At 43.4% G+C, this 18,472-nt stretch carries 21 protein-coding genes; 15 read left to right on the top strand and 6 right to left on the bottom strand.

Translation table 11 applies throughout. The features are described 5' to 3' along the window. Positions 1–66 precede the first annotated feature (66 nt). The 9 genes from LFX25_RS01800 (at position 67) to LFX25_RS01760 (ending at position 9,452) form a co-directional block, all read left to right on the top strand. Positions 67–843: a class II glutamine amidotransferase gene (locus tag LFX25_RS01800; RefSeq protein WP_238728608.1), complete on the top strand. Its 777-nt coding sequence runs from the start codon at positions 67–69 to the stop codon at positions 841–843. 78 nt (positions 844–921) lie between these two features. After that, positions 922–2,343, top strand: a complete 1,422-nt coding sequence (locus LFX25_RS01795; protein ID WP_238728607.1) for an alcohol dehydrogenase catalytic domain-containing protein — start codon at positions 922–924, stop codon at positions 2,341–2,343. Then, a complete protein-coding gene (locus LFX25_RS01790; RefSeq protein WP_238728606.1) occupies positions 2,336–4,795 on the top strand; it encodes a hypothetical protein in 2,460 nt (819 codons plus the stop codon). Before LFX25_RS01795 ends, LFX25_RS01790 begins: the two co-directional genes overlap by 8 nt. Before the next feature lie 56 nt (positions 4,796–4,851). Further along, positions 4,852–5,460 carry a hypothetical protein gene (locus tag LFX25_RS01785; RefSeq protein ID WP_238728605.1) on the top strand — a complete coding sequence of 203 codons (609 nt, stop codon included), beginning with the start codon at positions 4,852–4,854 and terminating at the stop codon, positions 5,458–5,460. Next, positions 5,461–5,976 (top strand): hypothetical protein, encoded by a 516-nt coding sequence (locus LFX25_RS01780; protein WP_238728604.1) that lies wholly within the window; start codon positions 5,461–5,463, stop codon positions 5,974–5,976. Beyond that, positions 5,973–6,920 (top strand): alpha/beta hydrolase family esterase, encoded by a 948-nt coding sequence (locus LFX25_RS01775; protein WP_238728603.1) that lies wholly within the window; start codon positions 5,973–5,975, stop codon positions 6,918–6,920. The genes LFX25_RS01780 and LFX25_RS01775 overlap by 4 nt, the downstream gene beginning before the upstream one ends. A gap of 26 nt (positions 6,921–6,946) precedes the next feature. Next, positions 6,947–7,540, top strand: a complete 594-nt coding sequence (locus LFX25_RS01770) for a 2-hydroxychromene-2-carboxylate isomerase (protein ID WP_238728602.1) — start codon at positions 6,947–6,949, stop codon at positions 7,538–7,540. Between the two features lie 170 nt (positions 7,541–7,710). Continuing rightward, on the top strand, positions 7,711–8,103 hold the full coding sequence (locus tag LFX25_RS01765; RefSeq protein ID WP_238728601.1) for a YfeK family protein: 393 nt from the start codon (positions 7,711–7,713) through the stop codon (positions 8,101–8,103). A 92-nt stretch (positions 8,104–8,195) separates the two neighbouring features. Then, positions 8,196–9,452: a glycosyltransferase family 4 protein gene (locus LFX25_RS01760; RefSeq protein ID WP_238728600.1), complete on the top strand. Its 1,257-nt coding sequence runs from the start codon at positions 8,196–8,198 to the stop codon at positions 9,450–9,452. On the opposite strand, the gene LFX25_RS01755 is transcribed toward LFX25_RS01760, so the two are convergent. Next, entirely contained in the window at positions 9,441–9,878 is a 438-nt protein-coding gene (locus LFX25_RS01755) for a CBS domain-containing protein (RefSeq protein WP_238728599.1), read from the bottom strand. The genes LFX25_RS01760 and LFX25_RS01755 overlap by 12 nt on opposite strands. 392 nt (positions 9,879–10,270) lie before the next feature. Between LFX25_RS01755 and LFX25_RS01750 the strand changes: the two genes are divergently transcribed. Beyond that, positions 10,271–10,627: a DoxX family protein gene (locus LFX25_RS01750; protein WP_238728598.1), complete on the top strand. Its 357-nt coding sequence runs from the start codon at positions 10,271–10,273 to the stop codon at positions 10,625–10,627. A gap of 31 nt (positions 10,628–10,658) precedes the next feature. On the opposite strand, the gene LFX25_RS01745 is transcribed toward LFX25_RS01750, so the two are convergent. After that, positions 10,659–11,333, bottom strand: a complete 675-nt coding sequence (locus LFX25_RS01745; protein WP_238728597.1) for an OmpA/MotB family protein — start codon at positions 11,331–11,333, stop codon at positions 10,659–10,661. 132 nt (positions 11,334–11,465) lie between these two features. Between LFX25_RS01745 and LFX25_RS01740 the strand changes: the two genes are divergently transcribed. The 4 genes from LFX25_RS01740 to LFX25_RS01725 all read left to right on the top strand — a co-directional run bounded on the left by LFX25_RS01740 (position 11,466) and on the right by LFX25_RS01725 (position 14,534). Beyond that, positions 11,466–12,143 carry a hypothetical protein gene (locus LFX25_RS01740; RefSeq protein ID WP_238728596.1) on the top strand — a complete coding sequence of 226 codons (678 nt, stop codon included), beginning with the start codon at positions 11,466–11,468 and terminating at the stop codon, positions 12,141–12,143. An 89-nt stretch (positions 12,144–12,232) separates the two neighbouring features. Next, positions 12,233–12,826 (top strand): TetR/AcrR family transcriptional regulator, encoded by a 594-nt coding sequence (locus LFX25_RS01735; protein WP_238728595.1) that lies wholly within the window; start codon positions 12,233–12,235, stop codon positions 12,824–12,826. 103 nt (positions 12,827–12,929) lie between these two features. Continuing rightward, positions 12,930–13,424, top strand: a complete 495-nt coding sequence (locus tag LFX25_RS01730; protein ID WP_238728594.1) for a DUF1564 family protein — start codon at positions 12,930–12,932, stop codon at positions 13,422–13,424. 126 nt (positions 13,425–13,550) lie between these two features. Beyond that, positions 13,551–14,534 carry a sensor domain-containing diguanylate cyclase gene (locus LFX25_RS01725; RefSeq protein WP_238728593.1) on the top strand — a complete coding sequence of 328 codons (984 nt, stop codon included), beginning with the start codon at positions 13,551–13,553 and terminating at the stop codon, positions 14,532–14,534. Positions 14,535–14,578: 44 nt separating this feature from the next. Here the strand turns inward: LFX25_RS01725 and murB are convergent, their stop codons facing one another. Beyond that, positions 14,579–15,535, bottom strand: a complete 957-nt coding sequence (gene murB / locus LFX25_RS01720; RefSeq protein WP_238728592.1) for a UDP-N-acetylmuramate dehydrogenase — start codon at positions 15,533–15,535, stop codon at positions 14,579–14,581. 96 nt (positions 15,536–15,631) lie between these two features. On the opposite strand from murB, the gene LFX25_RS20795 reads away from it, so the two are divergent. Further along, on the top strand, positions 15,632–15,757 hold the full coding sequence (locus tag LFX25_RS20795) for a hypothetical protein (RefSeq protein WP_010572808.1): 126 nt from the start codon (positions 15,632–15,634) through the stop codon (positions 15,755–15,757). A gap of 62 nt (positions 15,758–15,819) precedes the next feature. Here LFX25_RS20795 and LFX25_RS01715 read toward each other — a convergent pair whose 3' ends face one another. From LFX25_RS01715 to LFX25_RS01705, 3 genes are read right to left on the bottom strand one after another with little or no spacing between them, the layout of a single operon-like run. Then, positions 15,820–16,497, bottom strand: coding sequence for a phosphopantothenoylcysteine decarboxylase (locus LFX25_RS01715; protein WP_238728591.1), 678 nt, complete (start codon positions 16,495–16,497; stop codon positions 15,820–15,822). Between the two features lie 14 nt (positions 16,498–16,511). Next, entirely contained in the window at positions 16,512–17,054 is a 543-nt protein-coding gene (locus LFX25_RS01710) for a phosphopantothenoylcysteine decarboxylase (protein WP_238728590.1), read from the bottom strand. A 14-nt stretch (positions 17,055–17,068) separates the two neighbouring features. Continuing rightward, positions 17,069–18,403 (bottom strand): hemolysin family protein, encoded by a 1,335-nt coding sequence (locus LFX25_RS01705; protein WP_238728589.1) that lies wholly within the window; start codon positions 18,401–18,403, stop codon positions 17,069–17,071. Between the last annotated feature and the right edge of the window lie 69 nt (positions 18,404–18,472).

The raw sequence follows: 18,472 nt of genomic DNA, 5'->3' as shown, positions 1-18,472 counted from the left end.
GACAGAAAGATTCTGTTTTTACGAAAAATATTCTAATATATTAAACAAACTTTTAAAGGAAGAATCATGTGTGAACTCCTCGGTATGAGCGCCAATGTTCCTACAGACATTTGTTTCAGTTTGACCGGCCTCGTTCTAAGAGGAGGAAAAACCGGGCCTCATAAAGACGGCTGGGGAATTGCCTTCTACGAAGGGAAAGGACTTCGTGTCTTCCATGATCCGGAACCGGGGATAGAATCCAAAATCGCCGCCTTTGTCCAAAAACTTCCGATCAAAAGCGAAACCGTAATCAGCCATATCCGCAAAGCGAACCGAGGCAAGGTCGAACTCAAAAACACACACCCCTTTGTACGGGAATTTTGGGGTTCCTATTGGACTTTTGCACACAACGGACAATTCAAAAAGATCAAGGAAGAATCCCTCGGTGATTTTCTCCCGGTCGGAAGTACGGACTCCGAATACGCGTTCTGTTGGCTTTTAGGCAAACTCAAAAAGAAATTCAAAAATTCTCCCCGCAATGAGACAGAACTCTTCCGAACGATCGGACAACTGATGACGGAACTCCATCAAAAAGGGGTTTCCAATATCCTTCTCAGCGATTCAAAAAATCTCTACGCGTTCTGTTCGACCAAACTTTCCTGGATCACCCGAAAATCTCCGTTTGGAAAAGCCCGGCTTGTCGACGCGGACCTCAGCGTGGACTTTCGAAAAGTCACAACACCCGGAGATATCGTCACAGTGATCGCGACTCGACCTCTCACTTCCAACGAAGAATGGACGATCTGCGAGCCGGGACAGTTTCAAGTCTGGAGAAAGGGCAAAATCGTATTTTCCAATCGATGAGAATGGATTTGTCGGAATCCCTACGAATTCTACACTGACCGAAATTCCAAGATTCTTTGTCTAAACCAAGGGTGATGTATGAAAATCCAATTCGAAGCCATGGACTATCGTTCGGACGACACGTTTGAAAAAGCCGATTATCAGTTCGAAGGAAGCCTGGAAAAAGGTTGGGACATTTCCAGAAACGGAAAGGAATATCTGCATCTCGGCCCCGGTTATAAACTTCTTAAATCGAAACTCTGCGGAGTTTGTTCCACCGATCTTTCCCGAAGATTTCTTCCCTTCCCGCTTCCGCAAGTGATCGGACACGAAGTGATCGCGGAAGACGTGGAAGCGAACAACGGAATCAAACAAAAATACGTGGTCGAAATCAACGACACATACGAAGCAAGAGGAGAAGTTCCTTCCGACGAATTTTGCGAAGAAGGAATTCCGTCCCACAGCCCCGAACGAAAAGTTCTCGGAATCGATCGATTGCCCGGAGGATTCGGTCCTTATATTTTGGCCCCGCAAAACGCGGCGATCCCGTTTCAAAATCTTCCCGATAAAACCGCGGTTCTCATCGAACCGTTCGCAGCGTCTTTGCAAGCGGTCATCGCTTCCCCGCCCAAGAACGGAGACAACGTAGCCGTTCTCGGCCCCAGAAGATTGGGCAGCCTCGTCATAGCCGCGTTAGACGCCTTTCGCGCCTCTTCCGGAATCAAATTCAAAATTACGGCGCTTGCGAGACACGATCATCTTCTCAAACTTTCCCTCAATCTCGGAGCGGACGAAGCGATCGATCTAAGAAAGGAAAGTATTAAATCTCTCAAAGATCGTTTCGCGATCGTCTACGATACGACCAGTACGACCTCCGGATTCGAAACCGCATTAAAACTTTCTAATAGAGAATTGCATCTCAAGACGACGAACGGCCAGGAAGTGTTCGGAGTCAAAAAACTCACCGAACTCGTGGTAGACGAACTTTCCGTTTTGAAATTCAGCGAAGAAAATCTGAACTTTCATTGGGAAAAGGAGAATCGCAAAAACCAAACGGTTTACGTCTCCCCGAGCGTCGGTAAATTGAATCTGCCTTCTCATTTTAAAACATATTACGGAAGCGTCGAAGAAGCGGAGAAGATTCTGGAATCGCCCGACTTTCAAGGACGCGTTCCCCGTTTCGACCTGGGAATCGCGGGAACCGCGGAGGAAATCGATCTTCTCATACGCCCGAACCCACGACACGAAAATTCGCTGATCCGTCCTCGCAGCGCGATCCTTTTCAAAGGAGAATCGAAAGGAAATTCTTTATTAGAATTTTTGAATGCGAATAAATCGATCCATTCTTCCCGATGCGGAGATTTCCACCTGGCGATCAAACTGCTTCAGGAAAACAAAAAGGTTTCCGACGCTTTGGAAAAGAATATGGTGACTCATTCGTATTCTCCGGATCATCTTCCCGAAGCGTTCACGAAGGCTCATACGCCCGAAGCCATCAAAGTAGTGATCGAACATGCCTAACTCTTCATCTCCGAGAGAATTGGAAACCTCCCTCGGATCGAATCTGAAGGAAGGCAAGGAAGGAATTTGGGATCTCGATCTCAGAAACCTCCGTATCTTTACGGGCCTTTCCATTCTTTCCAGAACCCTAGGCGAAGAAGTTTTCGAACAAGTCCAAAACGGAATCGGAGACGTAACGATCTTTTACAAGATCAACCCGAATATAAACAGCGAACTTCTGAATTTACATATCGGTTATATTCAAATTTACGCAAGAGCCGGAGTTTTAAAGGACGTCCTTCTTTTTAAGGAAGAATTTCAGGATCATTTAAGAACCGTATTCGGAACGTTTCAAAGACAGGTTTGGGCGAAAAAAATACATCCCGAATTTTACGGAGAAGATCCGGCGAACTGCAAAATCTACGCGCTCGTGTTTCCCTTTCATCACGCGAGCCCCAACGAAAACATCGACTATCAATTCATCCTGGAACGGGTTCCCAATCAAAAGGAACCAGGAGAATTCTTCTTTCGCTTAACGGTGGAAAATTACGATCGAGCCAACATCGATCTTACCGCAGTGCCGCACGTTGTTGTGGACGATATCGGTTCCAGAATCTTTATAGCGGGAAGCACGAAAATCGCCGAAGCGATCAACAACGGAATTCTCAGCGCGGCGCAAAGAGGAGAAAAATTTTACGTGGAGGAGAATCGTTCCTTTTCCCGCGTATTCGAACAAATCGAAAAAACCCCCCTCGGAAAGTTGGATCAGATCAGCGTTTTCTGGGATAAACGGTTTTCCGATGAGATCGTCAAAACCGATCCGATCGAAGCTCTTCCCTTGTTTAAAAAAATCTTTCTTGTATTAGAAGATCATGAAATAACAAAACATCTCAAAGAAGGTTTTACCGTTCTCGTTCGACTTACGGACGAAACCGGAGTTTATATCGACCTTTCGCGTTTGGACCGCGTGTTGAACTTCAGCTTCAACACAAAACGGACGACCCTCGATCTGAATCATTATCTCAAGCGGATGCCGATCCTGGAAAAAATCGCGAACCAAGAAAATCACGACTTCGATTTAACGGGATTTAACGTTTTTCTAATACACCATATCACGTCCGAAATCGTCGCGTTGATCGAAACCTTTCGCAGACTCGGCTCCCGACGACTCACCGTCGCCTTCGTAAAATACGGCGGAGTGGTTCCTTCCGCATATTTGGACGTTCTTTTGGACGTTCCCACGGATCATTTTTATATGTCCGGACTTCAACTCAAAGTCGGACCCAAAAACAAAATCTATTATTCCGTATCGCCGCTTTACAGCGATTCTTCGAAACTCAAAAATTTGTACGACCGTTTGGAAGAGGAAAAGCTCGGCTTCTTCGACGCGATGAAACTTCTTTCGGGACATCTCTTCTTAAATCTACTTTTGGATTCGTACGAAAAAAAGGAAAAAGCGATCTTAGTGGAAGACGGCGGTTATATCGCGCCGTTCTTCAACGAATTCGCGATCGCGGGAAAGGACGTCGAGTTTCTCTGCAAAGAATATTCCGTAAACCGCGCGACGCCGAAATTGAAAGTCGCGGACTTCCTATCCCAAACCTTGATCGGATCGGTGGAACATACGCGAAACGGTTACGATCGACTCAAAAACGTTGAGGACAAAAATCAAAAACTCTTTTTACCGGCGTTCTCCATCGCGATCTCGAACCAAAAGGTAAGGGAAGAATCCAAAGAAGTCGCGTATTCCATTCTCAGCGCGATCGAGTCCATTTTAAACGGACAAGGAATGATTTTATCTTCGAGAAAGATCCTGATTCTCGGAGCAAAGGGAAACATCGGGACGTTCTTGTGCAAATATCTGCGATCACGACTTCACGATACGAATCAGGATTTGGTTCAAGTCGATTTAAAAGTTTCCGAACCGGGTAATTTCGATTATCGAACGATAGACGAAATCGCAAGGGAAGAATTTCTTTCCAGAGATCTGATTCTCGGAGTCGTGGGCATTTCGATTTTCAAAAAAGAACATTTCGAAGATCTGATTCTGAACGGAACGAAATCGAAAATCCTAATCGCCTCGGGTTCGACCAAAACCGCGGAATACACAGATTTGATTCACTGGCTCGACGAACTTTCGTTTTCCGAAGACAAAAAGATCGGAGGTTATCCGGCGCGCTTGGAATTCGATCGTATCTTGGATCCGCAATCGGGAATCGATCAAGGCGGTAAGGTAACGTTCAACGTTTCAAAAGACGGGAAAGAAATCGAAAAGACGTTCTTTTTGTTAAGCGACTTGAGTCCGATTAACTTTTTATTCTACGGGGTTCCGACGGAAGGAATGGACGCGATTATCGGACAACTCGCCTCCGCGACTTTGGGAATGGCGGATCAATCCAAAAAAGGAAAGCTGGTCGCACCCGGATTGTATGCGGTGGATCATCAAATCGATCCTTGGGGAAATCTCCTCTAATCATTCCGCCTCAATTCCGGCTTGATCTTAAACGGAAACTTCCGATCTTACTATCAATGTCGAGAATCATTCTTCTATCCTTCTGCTTCCTTTTTCTGCAAGGTTGTTCCGTATTTCTTACCGGCAATTCGCTTCCGATCACGCCGAAGGATTCTTCCCAAATCGAAGCGGAAGTGACGTACGAACTCATCGGTTGGCAGGAGGATTCCAGTAAAAAACTCGCTTCGGAAATTTTGCGAACGCTTCATCTTTCCAATCGGTTTAAACGAATTTCGCTTCATACGAAAACCGATTCCGAGATTAAGATTCAGATCATTCTGGAATCATCTCCGCGTCTCGGTCTTTTATTCGGAGAACAACCGCAACCCGTTTCTTGGATGGTGGAGAAAAAGCCGTGGCCCTTTTCTCTGTATCTTCTCAATCGAATTCTTGCGATTCAGACTTTTTTCATCGTACCGATCTTACAGAAGTCCGAGGACAAGATCACCTTCCGCGTTTGGAAATGGAATCAAAAGATCGGAGAATACTCGTATTCGATCGATAGCGTCCATTCTTTCGGATGGATTTCACTCGGTTTGACGTTCATCGACGACGGCGAGGAAATCGAATCCGCTTATTCGCTTTATACGAGGAAGTTTCTATCCGATTCGAGGTCGATTTATTAAATGAATCAAAAATTTATAATATTCTTTTGTATTTTAACGTTTAACTTTTGCGCCGGTTTTACCAATCCTACCGAAATCGTCCAAAACGGAAACGCGCTTCCGAAGGACAAAAAAGTCCGTTTCGAATTCACCGGATTTTCTCTTTACAATTCCGAAATGTTTCATATCAAAAAGAATCTTTTGGAAAAAGGATTTCAAGAGGACGAAGCGGCCGACCTGCTTCTGGAAATCATTCTCGAAGAACAAAAACCTTTCTACAGTTACCGGACGATTCACGTCCTGAATTTTTTCGCCAGCCTCTTCACTTTGGGAATCGTTCCGTATTACAATCGGACCGAGCACAGAATCATATATCGCATCTCGGAAAAATCGAAACAACCGAAAGAATCCGTCCATCATCTAACGCTGGATCAATGGCGAGGAATTTTGGTCCTTCCGCTTTCTCCCTTTTTTTGGCCTTCTTCCAGTTTCGAAAAAAATCTGCTGAACTCGATCGAGGAATTCGAAAAACAATGAGAAACCGTTTTATATATTCTAAAATTATAATATATCTGATCTGGATCGGAATCTCCGATTGCAGGTTTTTGCGCGGAAACCAAATTCCTCTGAAGGACGGTTCCACGTATGAAAACATCGTCATAAACGGAAAAACGCGAAATTATTGGTTTCACGTTCCCAAACAACCGATCGGCGATCGGCAAAAACTTCCGTTGATTCTTGTACTTCACGGACGACTCGGAAACGGAAAAAATATTCTGGAAGATTCCAAGTTCAACGCAGTTTCCGACAGGGAAGGTTTTTTCGTAGCATATCCGGACGGATACAATCGAAGCTGGGCCGATGGACGGGGAGCGACACCCGCAGACCGGGAGAAAATAGACGACGTTCTCTTTTTGGAAAAACTCATCGATCATCTTTCCGAACTTTTTCCGATCGCAAACGATCGGATCTTTATAGTAGGCCATTCGAACGGCGGCTTTATGACGCAAAGAATGTTGATCGAAAAATCGAAGCGCTTTCGGGCGGGAGTCAGCGTGGCCTCTCAAATTTCCGAGTTCGTATTAAAAAACTTCGAACCGCAGGGAAACGTTTCCGTGGCGTTTATCAACGGAACGGACGATCCCACGGTTCCGTATTACGGAGGTTATGTGAGAGACGGGGGCCAAATTCTCAGCGTGGAAGATTCCGTGAATCGTTGGCTCGCTTGGAACTCCTGTTCTAAAAATCCGAAGCTGGAAACTCGGGACGCTAAAGACGATAATACGAAACTGGAAATCCGTTCCTACGATCAGTGCAAAGGAAAAACCTCCGTTCGTCTTTACAAGGTGATCGGAGGCGGTCACAATTGGCCCGGGATCGAAAGAAAAATTCCCTTCGTAGGTTCGCTCGGAACTCCCACATACGAACTCGATACGGCGGAGGACATCTGGTCCTTCTTTCGATCGACATGGGAACCGTAATTTTTAAAACGAAAGGTCGAAACTATATGCAAAAAATTGAATTCTTTTTCGAGTTTGCGAGCACTTATTCCTATCTTTCCGCAATTAGAATCGAAAGCCTTCTCAAAAATAAAGAAATTCAAATTCTCTGGAGACCGTTTCTATTGGGACCGATCTTTAAGGAACAGGGTTGGAACGATTCTCCCTTTAACATATATCCTTCCAAGGGAAAGTATATGTGGAAGGACCTGGAGCGGAGAAGCCGCAAATACGGAATTCCGTTCGAAATGCCTTCGCAATTTCCGAGAAACGGTCTGCTTGCCTCTAGAGTTGCTGTCGCGAATTCGGAAGCGCCGTGGATTTCTTCTTTTATTAGAAACACGTTCAGCGCTAATTTTGCGAAGGACTCGGACATTTCCAAACCGGAAATTCTGATTCCCATTTTGGACGAACTGAAGCTCGATGGTACGAAAATTATCGAAGACACGCAAAAGGAAGAAGTGAAAAATCTTCTTCGTAAACAAACCGAAAGAGCCGTCGAACTCGGGATTTTCGGGGCTCCTAGTTTCGTGATCGGCGAGGAATTATTCTGGGGGGACGACCGTTTGGAGGACGCTTTGGAAGAACTGCAGCGCTTATAGAATGTTTTTCGAAACCGAAAAGAAATTTCGTTTTCGTTTTGAAAATTTCAACGCGCGTTTCGAGGTTCGTCGTTCAAGGATAACGGATAAACGTATGAATTCCGCACGTTTCATCTCGCTTTGTTTACCCGGATCGAATTTTAGAAAAGAATATTCAGGAAATTGAATCTATGAGAAAAAATCGAATCTACTTTATCATCCTTCTGTTGTCCTTATCCGTTTTCGCCGAAGGAAACTCGGATTTTCGGAACGACCTCGATCTATTGATGAGTTCGCTTGAATCCTGCGCCTGCAAGTTCGTACGCAACGGGACCGAACACGATCCGAAAGAAGCGAGAGAACACATGGAAAGAAAACTGAACTCCGCAGGCGGACGAATCCAAACCATACCGGATTTTATAGAACATATCGGATCCAAGTCGAGCGTATCCGGGAAACCGTATCTCGTTAAATTCGTCGACGGAAAAACGAAGGAATCCGGAATTTGGCTGAAAGAAAAATGGGACGAGATCCAAAATAAGAAGAACGCTCCCGCGAAACCTTCCAAAGGAAAGAAGAATTAAAGAATATCTCTTTCGATGAATTTCGACTCTGTAACGAAAATTTAATATTCCTTTAATGGGAATCTCACCGCCGCCCGGTACCATCTCCGGGCATGAGACCCGACTCCGAACTTCAACCATTCCAACCCGCTTCGATTCCAGGAAAAAGAATCTTTCGAATCGCGGTGATCACGGAAACGTATTATCCCGAAATCAACGGTGTCGCAAAAACGCTTCACAAGATGGTACATGATCTCGTGGAGAGAGGTCACGACATTCTTCTTTTCCGTCCAAGACAAGGGTTGAATGATTCGAATCACAATCGAAAAGGATATACCGAGGTTCTTATGGCCGGATGCAGGATTCCGATGTATTCCGATATGCGTTTCGGCTTTCCCGCAAAACGGATATTAAAGCGACATTTCAAAAAGGAAAAACCCGATATCGTTCACGTAGTCACCGAAGGACCGCTCGGTTGGTCCGCCGTTCGCGCCGCAAAGGATCTAGGAATTCCGGTGGTCAGCGATTTCAGAACGAACTTTCATTCTTACACGGAATACTACAAGGTAGGATTTGCGGGCAAACTTGTGGGGAATTATCTAAGACGACTTCACAATCGTACGGCGATCACCTTAACTCCTTCGCAAGACTTGGTCGATCATCTTTTAAAACAAGGGTACGAGAACGTAAGAATCGTATCGAGAGGGATCGATGCGAATTTATTTCATCCATCCAAAAGGGATTCTTCCCTTAGAAAAGAATGGGGAGCGACGCAAGATCAACTTGTCGCGCTCTATGTGGGAAGAATCGCGGCGGAAAAAAACATAGAGCTTGCGGTACAATCGTTTCGTAAAATCCAAGAAACGATTCCGAACGCAAGAATGGTTCTAGTCGGCGAAGGACCGCTCCGCGAAACTCTGGAAAAGAAGAATCCTGATTTGATTTTCTGCGGTTTAAAGAAAGGTGAAGAATTAGCAAAACATTATGCTTCCGGAGATTTATTCCTTTTTCCAAGTATGACGGAAACGTTCGGAAACGTCGTTTTGGAGGCGATGGCGAGCGGTTTACCGTTGGTCGCTTATCAATATGCGGCGGCGGGTTCCTACTTAGAGCACGGAACTTCCGCTCTTCTTCCTCGCTTTGGTAAAGAACAGGAATTTATCGATATGACTAGTTTTCTCTCCAATAATCCCGGATTAAGAAAAAAGGTCGCCGCAAAAGCGAGAAAGAAAGCGATCGAATGCACTTGGGAAAAAGTCTCGGAAACTTTAGAAAACATATATTCCGAATATTCGATTTCTATGGATTATCTTTCGAATAAACCGAAGGAAAGAATAGGCGTTCTTAGAATCGCCGAATCAAGGGTTTAACCCGGCCGGACCCTTCAAAATTTCGTTCAATATATCCCTTGATGTCACGATACCGGCAATTTCATTCTTAGAATTCATTACCGGAAGACAGGAAATCTTATAACGGAGCATCAGTTCCACGGCGTACCGAACGTTTTGTTCTTCCTGAACCGTAATTAAAAAGGAACTCATGATATGCGACGCCGTCCTCGTCAAAGTCTGCGTATCTTGTATTCTTTCCATTCTCGTTCCGGCAAAAGGACTGATCGTTTTCAAATAATCCCGATCGGAAATAACACCGATCAAATTCTTTTGGTCGTCGATCACCAAAAGGTGGTTAAATTCCAGTTTGTCGAATATTGAGCCGATCCTTGCGACCGTGTCATTTATATTTATGGTAATGATCCTCGTCGTCATCACGTCTTTAAGCCGTTTATCTAGATCCATGTTTTCGAGCCTTCGATTTTTAAATACGGAGGAAAGAGAAATTTAAAAACGAAAATCTATCCTGAGTAACGAAACGTAAAAAAATTTCGGACGGATACTTTTTTTTCTTGTACTTTATCGAACTTTCCTATGATGACCGAGTAATTCCAGGGCAAGGAGAATGTTGCCTATGAATTTAACTTCGAACCGTTTCCTTACTCAGAAGGACTTTTTTAAAAGGGAAGAATTTCGTCAGAAGCAGATTCATTCTCTTCGAATCGCCGGATTTCGGATTAAAATCCGAAAACAAAGAAGCCGTTTCCGAGGAAGGGCAAAAAGGACGGTTTGAAATTTTTTAAATCCGATTTCTTGTTGATCTGGTATAATCTTTAACTCTTAAAAAGGAAACAATTATGCCGGAAACATCCGTGATCAGCCTTTATACAATGGCGGTTCTTTATATCTTTGCGGGAGTAATGCACTTCGTATTACCCAAATTTTATCTAAGAATCATGCCTCCTTACGTTCCCTATCCCAAGTTCGTCGTTTATTTCAGCGGCGTAGTGGAAATCGCGCTGGGAGGAATGTTGCTTTTTCCCGAAACGAGACAAATCGGCGCCTGGGGAGTGATCCTTCTTCTCATAGCGGTATTCCCCGCCAATCTATATCACTATCAATCGAGAAGAAAGACCGATCCTCCGAAGTGGGCTCTATTGTTAAGATTACCCATTCAGCTTTTGCTGATCTACTGGGCTTATACCTTCACCTAAATTCAATTTTTATAATATTCACGGAAAGGAATCAATTGGAGTATTTCTTCAGTTCTTCCATTCCGGGAAGATTACTCAGATCCGGAACGATCACGATTTCGATTCTCCTGTTAGCCGCGCGGTTTTCGGGAGAAGTATTCGGAACCGCAGGTCGTGAAGCTCCCATGCTTGCGGCGCTGATTCTTACCTCGGGCATTCCCGCCTTGACCATCGTATGCAAAACGTTCAAAGCCCTAGATGACGCCAGTTCCCAGTTCGTATAACCTTTAATACCGGTCGGAGTATCGTCCGTATGCCCTTCGATCTGAAAACGTTTTCCCTCAAGAGATGCGAGAAGGCCGGTGACTTCTCGAATAGCCGCCGTTCCCGACGGGGATAAAAATGCAGAACCAACGGGAAACAAAATATCGGAAGAAAGAACGACCACCATTCTTCCGTCGATAATTTTGATCTTAAGTTTACCCGCATCGATCAGCGAACGGAACGTTGCCATCAATCCTTTGTATTCCTGGATTCTTTGTTCGGATTCTTCCTGAATTCGTTTTAATTCGTCCAAAGAACGGGAGAGACCTTCCTTTTCGCCGAGAATTCTTTGGTTATCCAATTTGGATTCTTCGTACGCTTTGAGCAACGAGTCGTATTTCGAATTCGAAACGCAGTTTGTGAACGTTAATAGGACAAGGGGAAGAAGGATCTTAAATTTCATGAAATTCCGCCGAATTGGTGTTTCTATTTTATATGTCGGCGAATCGGAAAAAAACAAAAGGGGAAGATAAAGGAATAAAAAAATCTTTTCATCAAGTATATCCTCGACTACACTACGTAGGAAGAGAATCAAATGAACGAATCCGTTTCCAAATTCGATAAAATTGTCCCATTCCTCCTCCTTTTAATTATCTTTTCGATTTCGAATTCCATTGAGCCTCAGGATAAGACCCCGGCTGGAACGTCGGTGGTCGGAAAACCGGCAGACGAACGAAGGGATCTCAAGGCATATCTGGAAGAAGTCAGGAGAAATCTTAGAGACTCAGGATACAACGTCGAAAAAAAGCATCAATTCAACGGTGCCGTCTTTAAAGGAAACTCAGTTATTTATAAAATTCATCTTCCTTCTATCCAAGAAGAAGGAACACAAAATTACAAACTGGGAATAGGACTCGCGCACGACGACTCGGCACATTCTTTCCTTGTCCAGATTTATAGAAGCGACAAAAAAGACAGGAAAATCGCTCCGATCTTTTCCGCTTATGCCGATCCAGTCTTCTTTTACGAATTTGACTACACGAGTTCGGGAAATCACTTCTTAGTAGAAATTACTTTAGAAGATTCTACATTAAATGTTGCGAATTTTGAACTTCTATTCAGCACCTTGGTAAGTTATCAGGCAAACAATAATAAGAAAGACAACAAAGGTCAATATAATCCGAATCAAAACAATCCGGGCTTCGGACCCTCTCCTTCTATTCTCCCTAACGATACTCGAAATTATTTTGAGGTTTTCAAAAAAGAATTTTGACGTTTGAAGGATAGAATATTAAGATATTTGAAAAAAAGCTTTAGGATCATCCATAGAAAAAGATCCATAAAGCCGGAGTTACCAAGCAAGTGTTAAGAAAAGACGGAAGTCCTCTATATCCCTTAAATAGAGACTATAAAAATTCCCGTGAAAGGATTTTGGAGGGAGCGGCAATCGCGTTTTCTAGAAAAGGTTTTCACGGAACATCCCTGAGAGAAATTAGCAAAGAGTGTGGTTTAGAACAGCCGAGCATTTATCATCATTTTCATTCTAAAGAAAATCTTTTTAGAAAGGCGTTGATTGCGACCCATCTTCTCATTCTCAACGAGATTAGAAGAAGAGTCGTTCGCGATCAAGGCCTTCATATTGAAGTGATTTCGATCTTTAAAGCGGTTGCTGAAACGGCAAAAGAATATCCGGACAAAGCGAGATTGCCCTTTAGTCTGATTTACTCTGCCCCCGTTAATTTACAGAACGAATACACAGAAAGATATGGAAGTCAATACCGTAAATTACTCGAAGTTGCTTTTGAACGGAACGAAAGGATTCGAAGGAAGGAAGAAAAACTTTCTCTTTGTGTGGATCTTTTGCATAGTTTGGTGTTGGCTTGTTCCGTTGATGCTTTGTATCTAGATCGGGTTCGCGGGCTGGAAGAGCGAGTTCGGCTGATCCTGGATCTTTAGTGGTCGGAATTCCGGTGATTAAGCTGGTACAAAAATTCCTGCTTTCACAAAAAAATCGCTTTTTTACCGTTCTCCGGAAATAGGTCTTGGAACCGCTTCGGATATGAACGGTAAAAAGATACGTTTCCCGAAATTCCAACACAGCAGAGAATTACAAACTTCAAATGGAAGATTTACTGCAGATGTTTACATCCCGGCTAAATTCTATTCGTATGCTCTCAAAAAAATTCATCAAAATAGAAATTTAGCAAACTATCTAAAAAATCTTCTTCAAAGTTATAAATTTGAGATCTTAAAAAATCAAAAACCTCATAAACGAGAAAGAGTATCATATCAATCGAAGTCATTAGGTTTAATGCGAATATCATTTCGACCGAACGGACAAGACTGGGCGGAACTCCGAACCCTCGGAAGATATTTGGGGACGTCTATGTGTAAAACATTCGTCCTCTTGATGGCTTTGGAAATGCGCAAATCGACTATAAAGGAATTCTTAGATCAAAGAATTGATAAAACGAAATGCAGAATAACAAGTCTGCTACAAAGTTTTTCGGTCAAAAATCAACAAATTGTCTTTGAACTGATCATTGATTCCTAATAAAATAAAAATATACTGATTTTTTTTAGAAATCTCTTGCTATATAGTGGTTTTGTTTCTTAAAATAAAAACTTACGCTAAAATGGCAAACAAACCATGGATTCGTCTAAAGAAATAGAATTCGTTATGACCTTAAAAGATACAAAACCTGAGCTGATCAAACTGTATTCTTCGATCGGTAAAATTATTACTTCATCACTCGAACAGCAAGAGATCTTAGATGCTGTCATGGAAGAAGTGCGCTTATTCTTCAGCCCTGAGAACTGGAGTCTTATGAGATACGATGAAAGTTCTGAAGAATTGTTTTTTCTGATTGCCGAAGGTCTTGAACTCGAGCGAATTAAAAATATTCGCTTAAAGTCTGGAGAAGGAATTGCTGGCTCCGTTGTTCAAACGAAATGTCCCGTTTTTGTGGAAAACGCCAGAAACGATCCGCGATTTTCTAGAAAGGTCGATGAGCGAACCGGATTCGAAACGAAAACGATTATCGCTGTCCCGATGATCTTTAGAGGTCAAGTTCACGGAGTAATCGAGCTCGTGAACCGATTCGATGGTTCTTCTTTTTCTCCAGAGGACTTGGTGATTCTGCAAACGATTGCCGACTTCACTGCAATTTCGTTAGTTCATTCGAATCAATATGAAGAAACGAAAGTTCTTGCTTTTCGCGATGCTCTCACGGGAGTTTTTAATAGAAACAAATTGAATCATCTAAAGGAAGAATGGTCCGGTAGACGGATGGAAGACCATCTTGCATTAGTTGCGCTTTTAGATTTGAATGATTTCAAGGTAATTAACGATTCCTATGGTCATAAAACAGGGGACTTGGTTCTTTGCCATTTCGCTAATATTCTTCGATATGTGATCCGGGGAACTGACAAAATATTTCGAATCGGTGGGGATGAATTCTTAATCCTGGTCCAACACGAAAACAAAGAGAAAATTACACAGACCCAAACGAGATTCCATGAAGCGATGTCGGTATTGATTAGAAAATGCAAAGATCACAATCCTCCCTACAATTTTACTTGGGGAATGTCCGTCGGTTCACTTCAAAAACTGGATGAGTTAATTCACGAAGCTGATCTTTCTATGTATGCGTCTAAGGATTAGGATTTTTCTGTGAATGGGTAATGTTGGTCGGAATTCCGAAAGAATCACGGAATGTCGCCGAAATATTCGATCTCTCGGTTTAATATAACTCCGGAAGTTTTGAATACCTTGTCCAAAACCAGTTCTACCAAATAATTTACATCAGAAGCAGTCGCTGTTCCGACGTTAACGATAAAATTACAATGTTCGGGAGATATTTGTGCACCTCCTCGCGTTTCTCCTCGCAAACCAGCCCGGTCGATCAATTCCCACGCTTTGATTTCTTTTCCGTCTTCCCGAAAAATTTTTGGATTCTTAAAAACAGAACCGGCGCTTTTTTTATTTTCGGGTTGAGAAGAATTCCTTCGATCGCGTTTATCCTTCAGTGAGTCTTCAATCTCCTCTATATTTCCTTCTTTAAGAAGAATCTCTATCCCTAAGATGATCGAGTTCTTTTCTTTTAGAAATTCCGTGTGTCGATATCCATGTTGAATTTCGGAAGGTTTACGAACTAAAACTTCATTTCCTCTTAAGAATTCAACTGATTGAATCAAATCAAAAAGTTCCCCGCCGTAACACCCTGCATTTTGAATGACAGCTCCACCCGTCCACCCTGGTATCGTGCTTAGAAACTCGGCCCCGGTGAAACCCAATTGCGAGATTTGGCGAAACGTCGGGGTAGTGTTCGTAGCGGCCCCGATGCGGAACCGTCCATCACCCTTGGATTCGAACTCTTTAAATTTTCCCGATAATCTCAAAGTTACGAAGTTATCCGGATGATCCGAAATCAAAATGTTGGAACCACCCCCAAGGATTTTCCAAGGTATTTCGAATTTATGAAAGTTATGAAGCGCTTCCAATACTTGCGCCGAATTTTCCGGTTCTATGACAACCGGACAAGTGCCGCCGATTTTAAATGAAGACAAAATTCCGAGACGGACTTCCGACCTAAAAGGAATTTTAGAGGATTCTAAGCTTTGTTTTAGATTCCGGATCTTGGATTCGGAAAGCGCGAGAGACATATTTAATACTTAAAGAACTTCCCTATTATCTTCGGCAAGAAAAAGAACTCAAGGAAATTCCAAGTTCTGTTCGATTCTATAGGAAAGAGGTGATTTATGTTTTTTCTTTTATTGGAATCCATTTATCTCGACTTTGCTTCCGGCAGAACCGATTGGGAAACATACTGTGAATCCGTTATTCTCCTTGCTCAAGACCAGGAAAAATTAGCCGGGTTGGTTTGAAGGAAGGTTTCGTTCAACCGAAATCCCTCTTTCAAGCCGTAGTTCCGACCTAAACTAGGATCTCACGAAGATTTCTCGGCCTCCCCTTTTAAAAACCCCACGATCTTCTGAGAAATCACTTCTTTCGAAAAAGGACCGATTTCCGTCATTTTTCCCGACGAAGAAAAAATAATCACGGTCGTATCCACTTCTCCAAAGCCTTTCTGATTTTTCCCTACATAATTCCCAACGATATAGTCCAAATTCTTACTTTTGAGTTTTCCCTGCGCGTGATCTTCCAAAGAATCCGTCTCCGCGGCAAAACCGACCAAACAACAACCCGTAATTTCTTCTTTTTGTATCTTAGAACTAACGGTTTTCAGAATGTCCGGGTTCTTAACTAATTCCAAGAGAATGGTTTCACTACCATCTTCCTTTTTAATCTTGGATTCATTGCTCCGAGATGGTCGGAAGTCCGCCGGAGCGGCCGCCATAATCAAAATCGTGCCCTCTGCCAACTCACTCAGGACCGCGTCACACATATCGGAAGTCGTTTCAGCGGCAATCTTCTTCGTTCCTTTCGGACTTTTATAGTCGTCCAAAACCTGACCGTGAATATAAACAACTTCGGGAATCCAGAGAGCTACTTCTTCGGCAATGTGAAAACCCATCTTACCGGAAGAAGCATTCGAAATATAACGGACCGGATCGATCCATTCTCGAGTCGGCCCGGAAGTGATAATAGCTTTGGAAAATCCCAATCTCTTACCTTTATCTAAGAATTTCTTTTGTAAACGTCCAAAATCAACTTTTGAATCGCGGAAATGTCGGCCAACTTTCCGTAACCTTCGTCTCCACAGACTACAACACCTTCGGAAGGATCCGCAAGAATCACCCCGTCTTCCGCAAGGCGTTTTAAATTTCTTTGAACCGCGGGGTGAGAATACATAAACGGATTCATCGCGGGAGCGACGATTACCGGACAATTCGCTGCAAGGTAGGTGGAAGTTACAAGATCGTCCGCAATTCCGTTCGCCATTTTCCCGATGATATTCGCAGTGGCCGGAACTACGGCAATCACAGCGGCGGAATTCTTCGCATCGATATGAGCCATTCCTTGCTCGTATTCGTCGATCCGGACTTTCTTTCCGGTCATCGCTTCAAAGGTAATCGGTCCGATAAACTCGGTCGCATGGGCCGTCATAATCACGCTCACCGGATATCCTTCTTTCGTAAGATTGCGCACAAGCTCACAGGCCTTGTAAGCTGCGATGCTTCCTGAAACCGCGATGAGTATTTCTTTTCCAGGATGGGCCATAATGTTTTCCGGTATTATTTCTTAGACTGAGCCTTATTGCTCAAACTGCCCCGAGTAAAGCGAACGGAAAGAATTTTATTTCCTTCCATCTTTTCGACCGTAAGAGTTCCGGTTTGAAGCGCGATCGTAGAACCTTCTTCCGGCATATCTTCCAAACGCCCGAGAATAAAACCAGCAATCGTCCGAATATCTTTGATCTCCTCGTCTTGAACTCCAACGAGAATCTCTTTGAGTTCGTCGAGTTCCGCTTCTCCGTCGATCGTAAAACTATCTGAATGTTGCGCGGGAAACGGATCGGTTTCATGATCGTCGGTCTCGTCCCGGATCTGTCCGAAAATTTCTTCGATAATATCTTCGAGGGTCAACAAACCGGAAACACCGCCGTATTCGTCGATGACGATCGCCATGTGCTGTTTGTTTTCCCTCAGTTTCTGCATCACTTTTTCGATCGAAAGCCCTTCCGGAACGAAGATCGGCGGTTGCATGATGGCAGTGACTTTTTCCTTTCTTCCCTTTTTGGAATTGGACAACCAAGTCAGATATGTTTGAACGTGAATGATTCCGATGATTTTATCCGTGTTTCCTTCGTAGATCGGATATCTAGAAAAATGATGTTCCGCGATAATCGAAATCAAAGCGTCCATCGTTGTATCGTGCGGAATTCCGATGATGCTCAGACGGTGCGTCATCACGTCCTTCGCCTGATGTTCGGAAAACTGAAACGTATTTTGGATGATCTGAAATTCTTCCTGATCGATCTTACCCTGTTTATTCTGTTCCTCAATGATGATCATCAACTCTTCGGGAGAATGCATCATTCTACTTTTGTTCGCCTGAATTCCCATCAACTTTAACAGAAAGGAAGTCAGTTCGTTTAAAAAAAACGTGATCGGGTAAAATATATAATAAAAGAAGAATAAAGGAATGCTGATAAAAAGCGCGATCGTTTCGGTGTTTTGAATCGCGATCGTTTTAGGAAGAAGCTCCCCCAAAAGAATATGAAGAAACGTGATGATCGTAAACGAAACCGTGATCGCCAAACCGTGAATCGTCGCATCGTTCACGGAATACCCGAGCATCTCGAGAAGAAAAGTCAGCCAGCGCGAAACATAACCCTCGCCGACCCAACCTAACAGAAGACTGGCGATCGTAATTCCGACCTGACAAACGGACAACATGTCGTTTAACTTTTGCGCGGCACGTTTTGTAATGAACGCGAGAGGTCGATTCTCCTTAATCAATTCCTCCAAGCGGGAGGGCCGGATCGAAACCAAGGCGAATTCCGCGGAAACGAAAAATCCGTTCGCGAATATAAGTAGGATGATAATAAAAAAACCGATTAGTTCCATCGTGGAAAAATAGAGATTAAATTGGATCTAAGATTGTGTGATTTGAAAATGCGCCCGGATTCTGGGTTT

The organism is Leptospira sanjuanensis (assembly GCF_022267325.1).
GTDB lineage: Bacteria > Spirochaetota > Leptospiria > Leptospirales > Leptospiraceae > Leptospira > Leptospira sanjuanensis.
The sequence above is the reverse complement of the archived record's forward strand: the minus strand, read 5'-3'. Positions and strand labels throughout refer to the sequence as shown.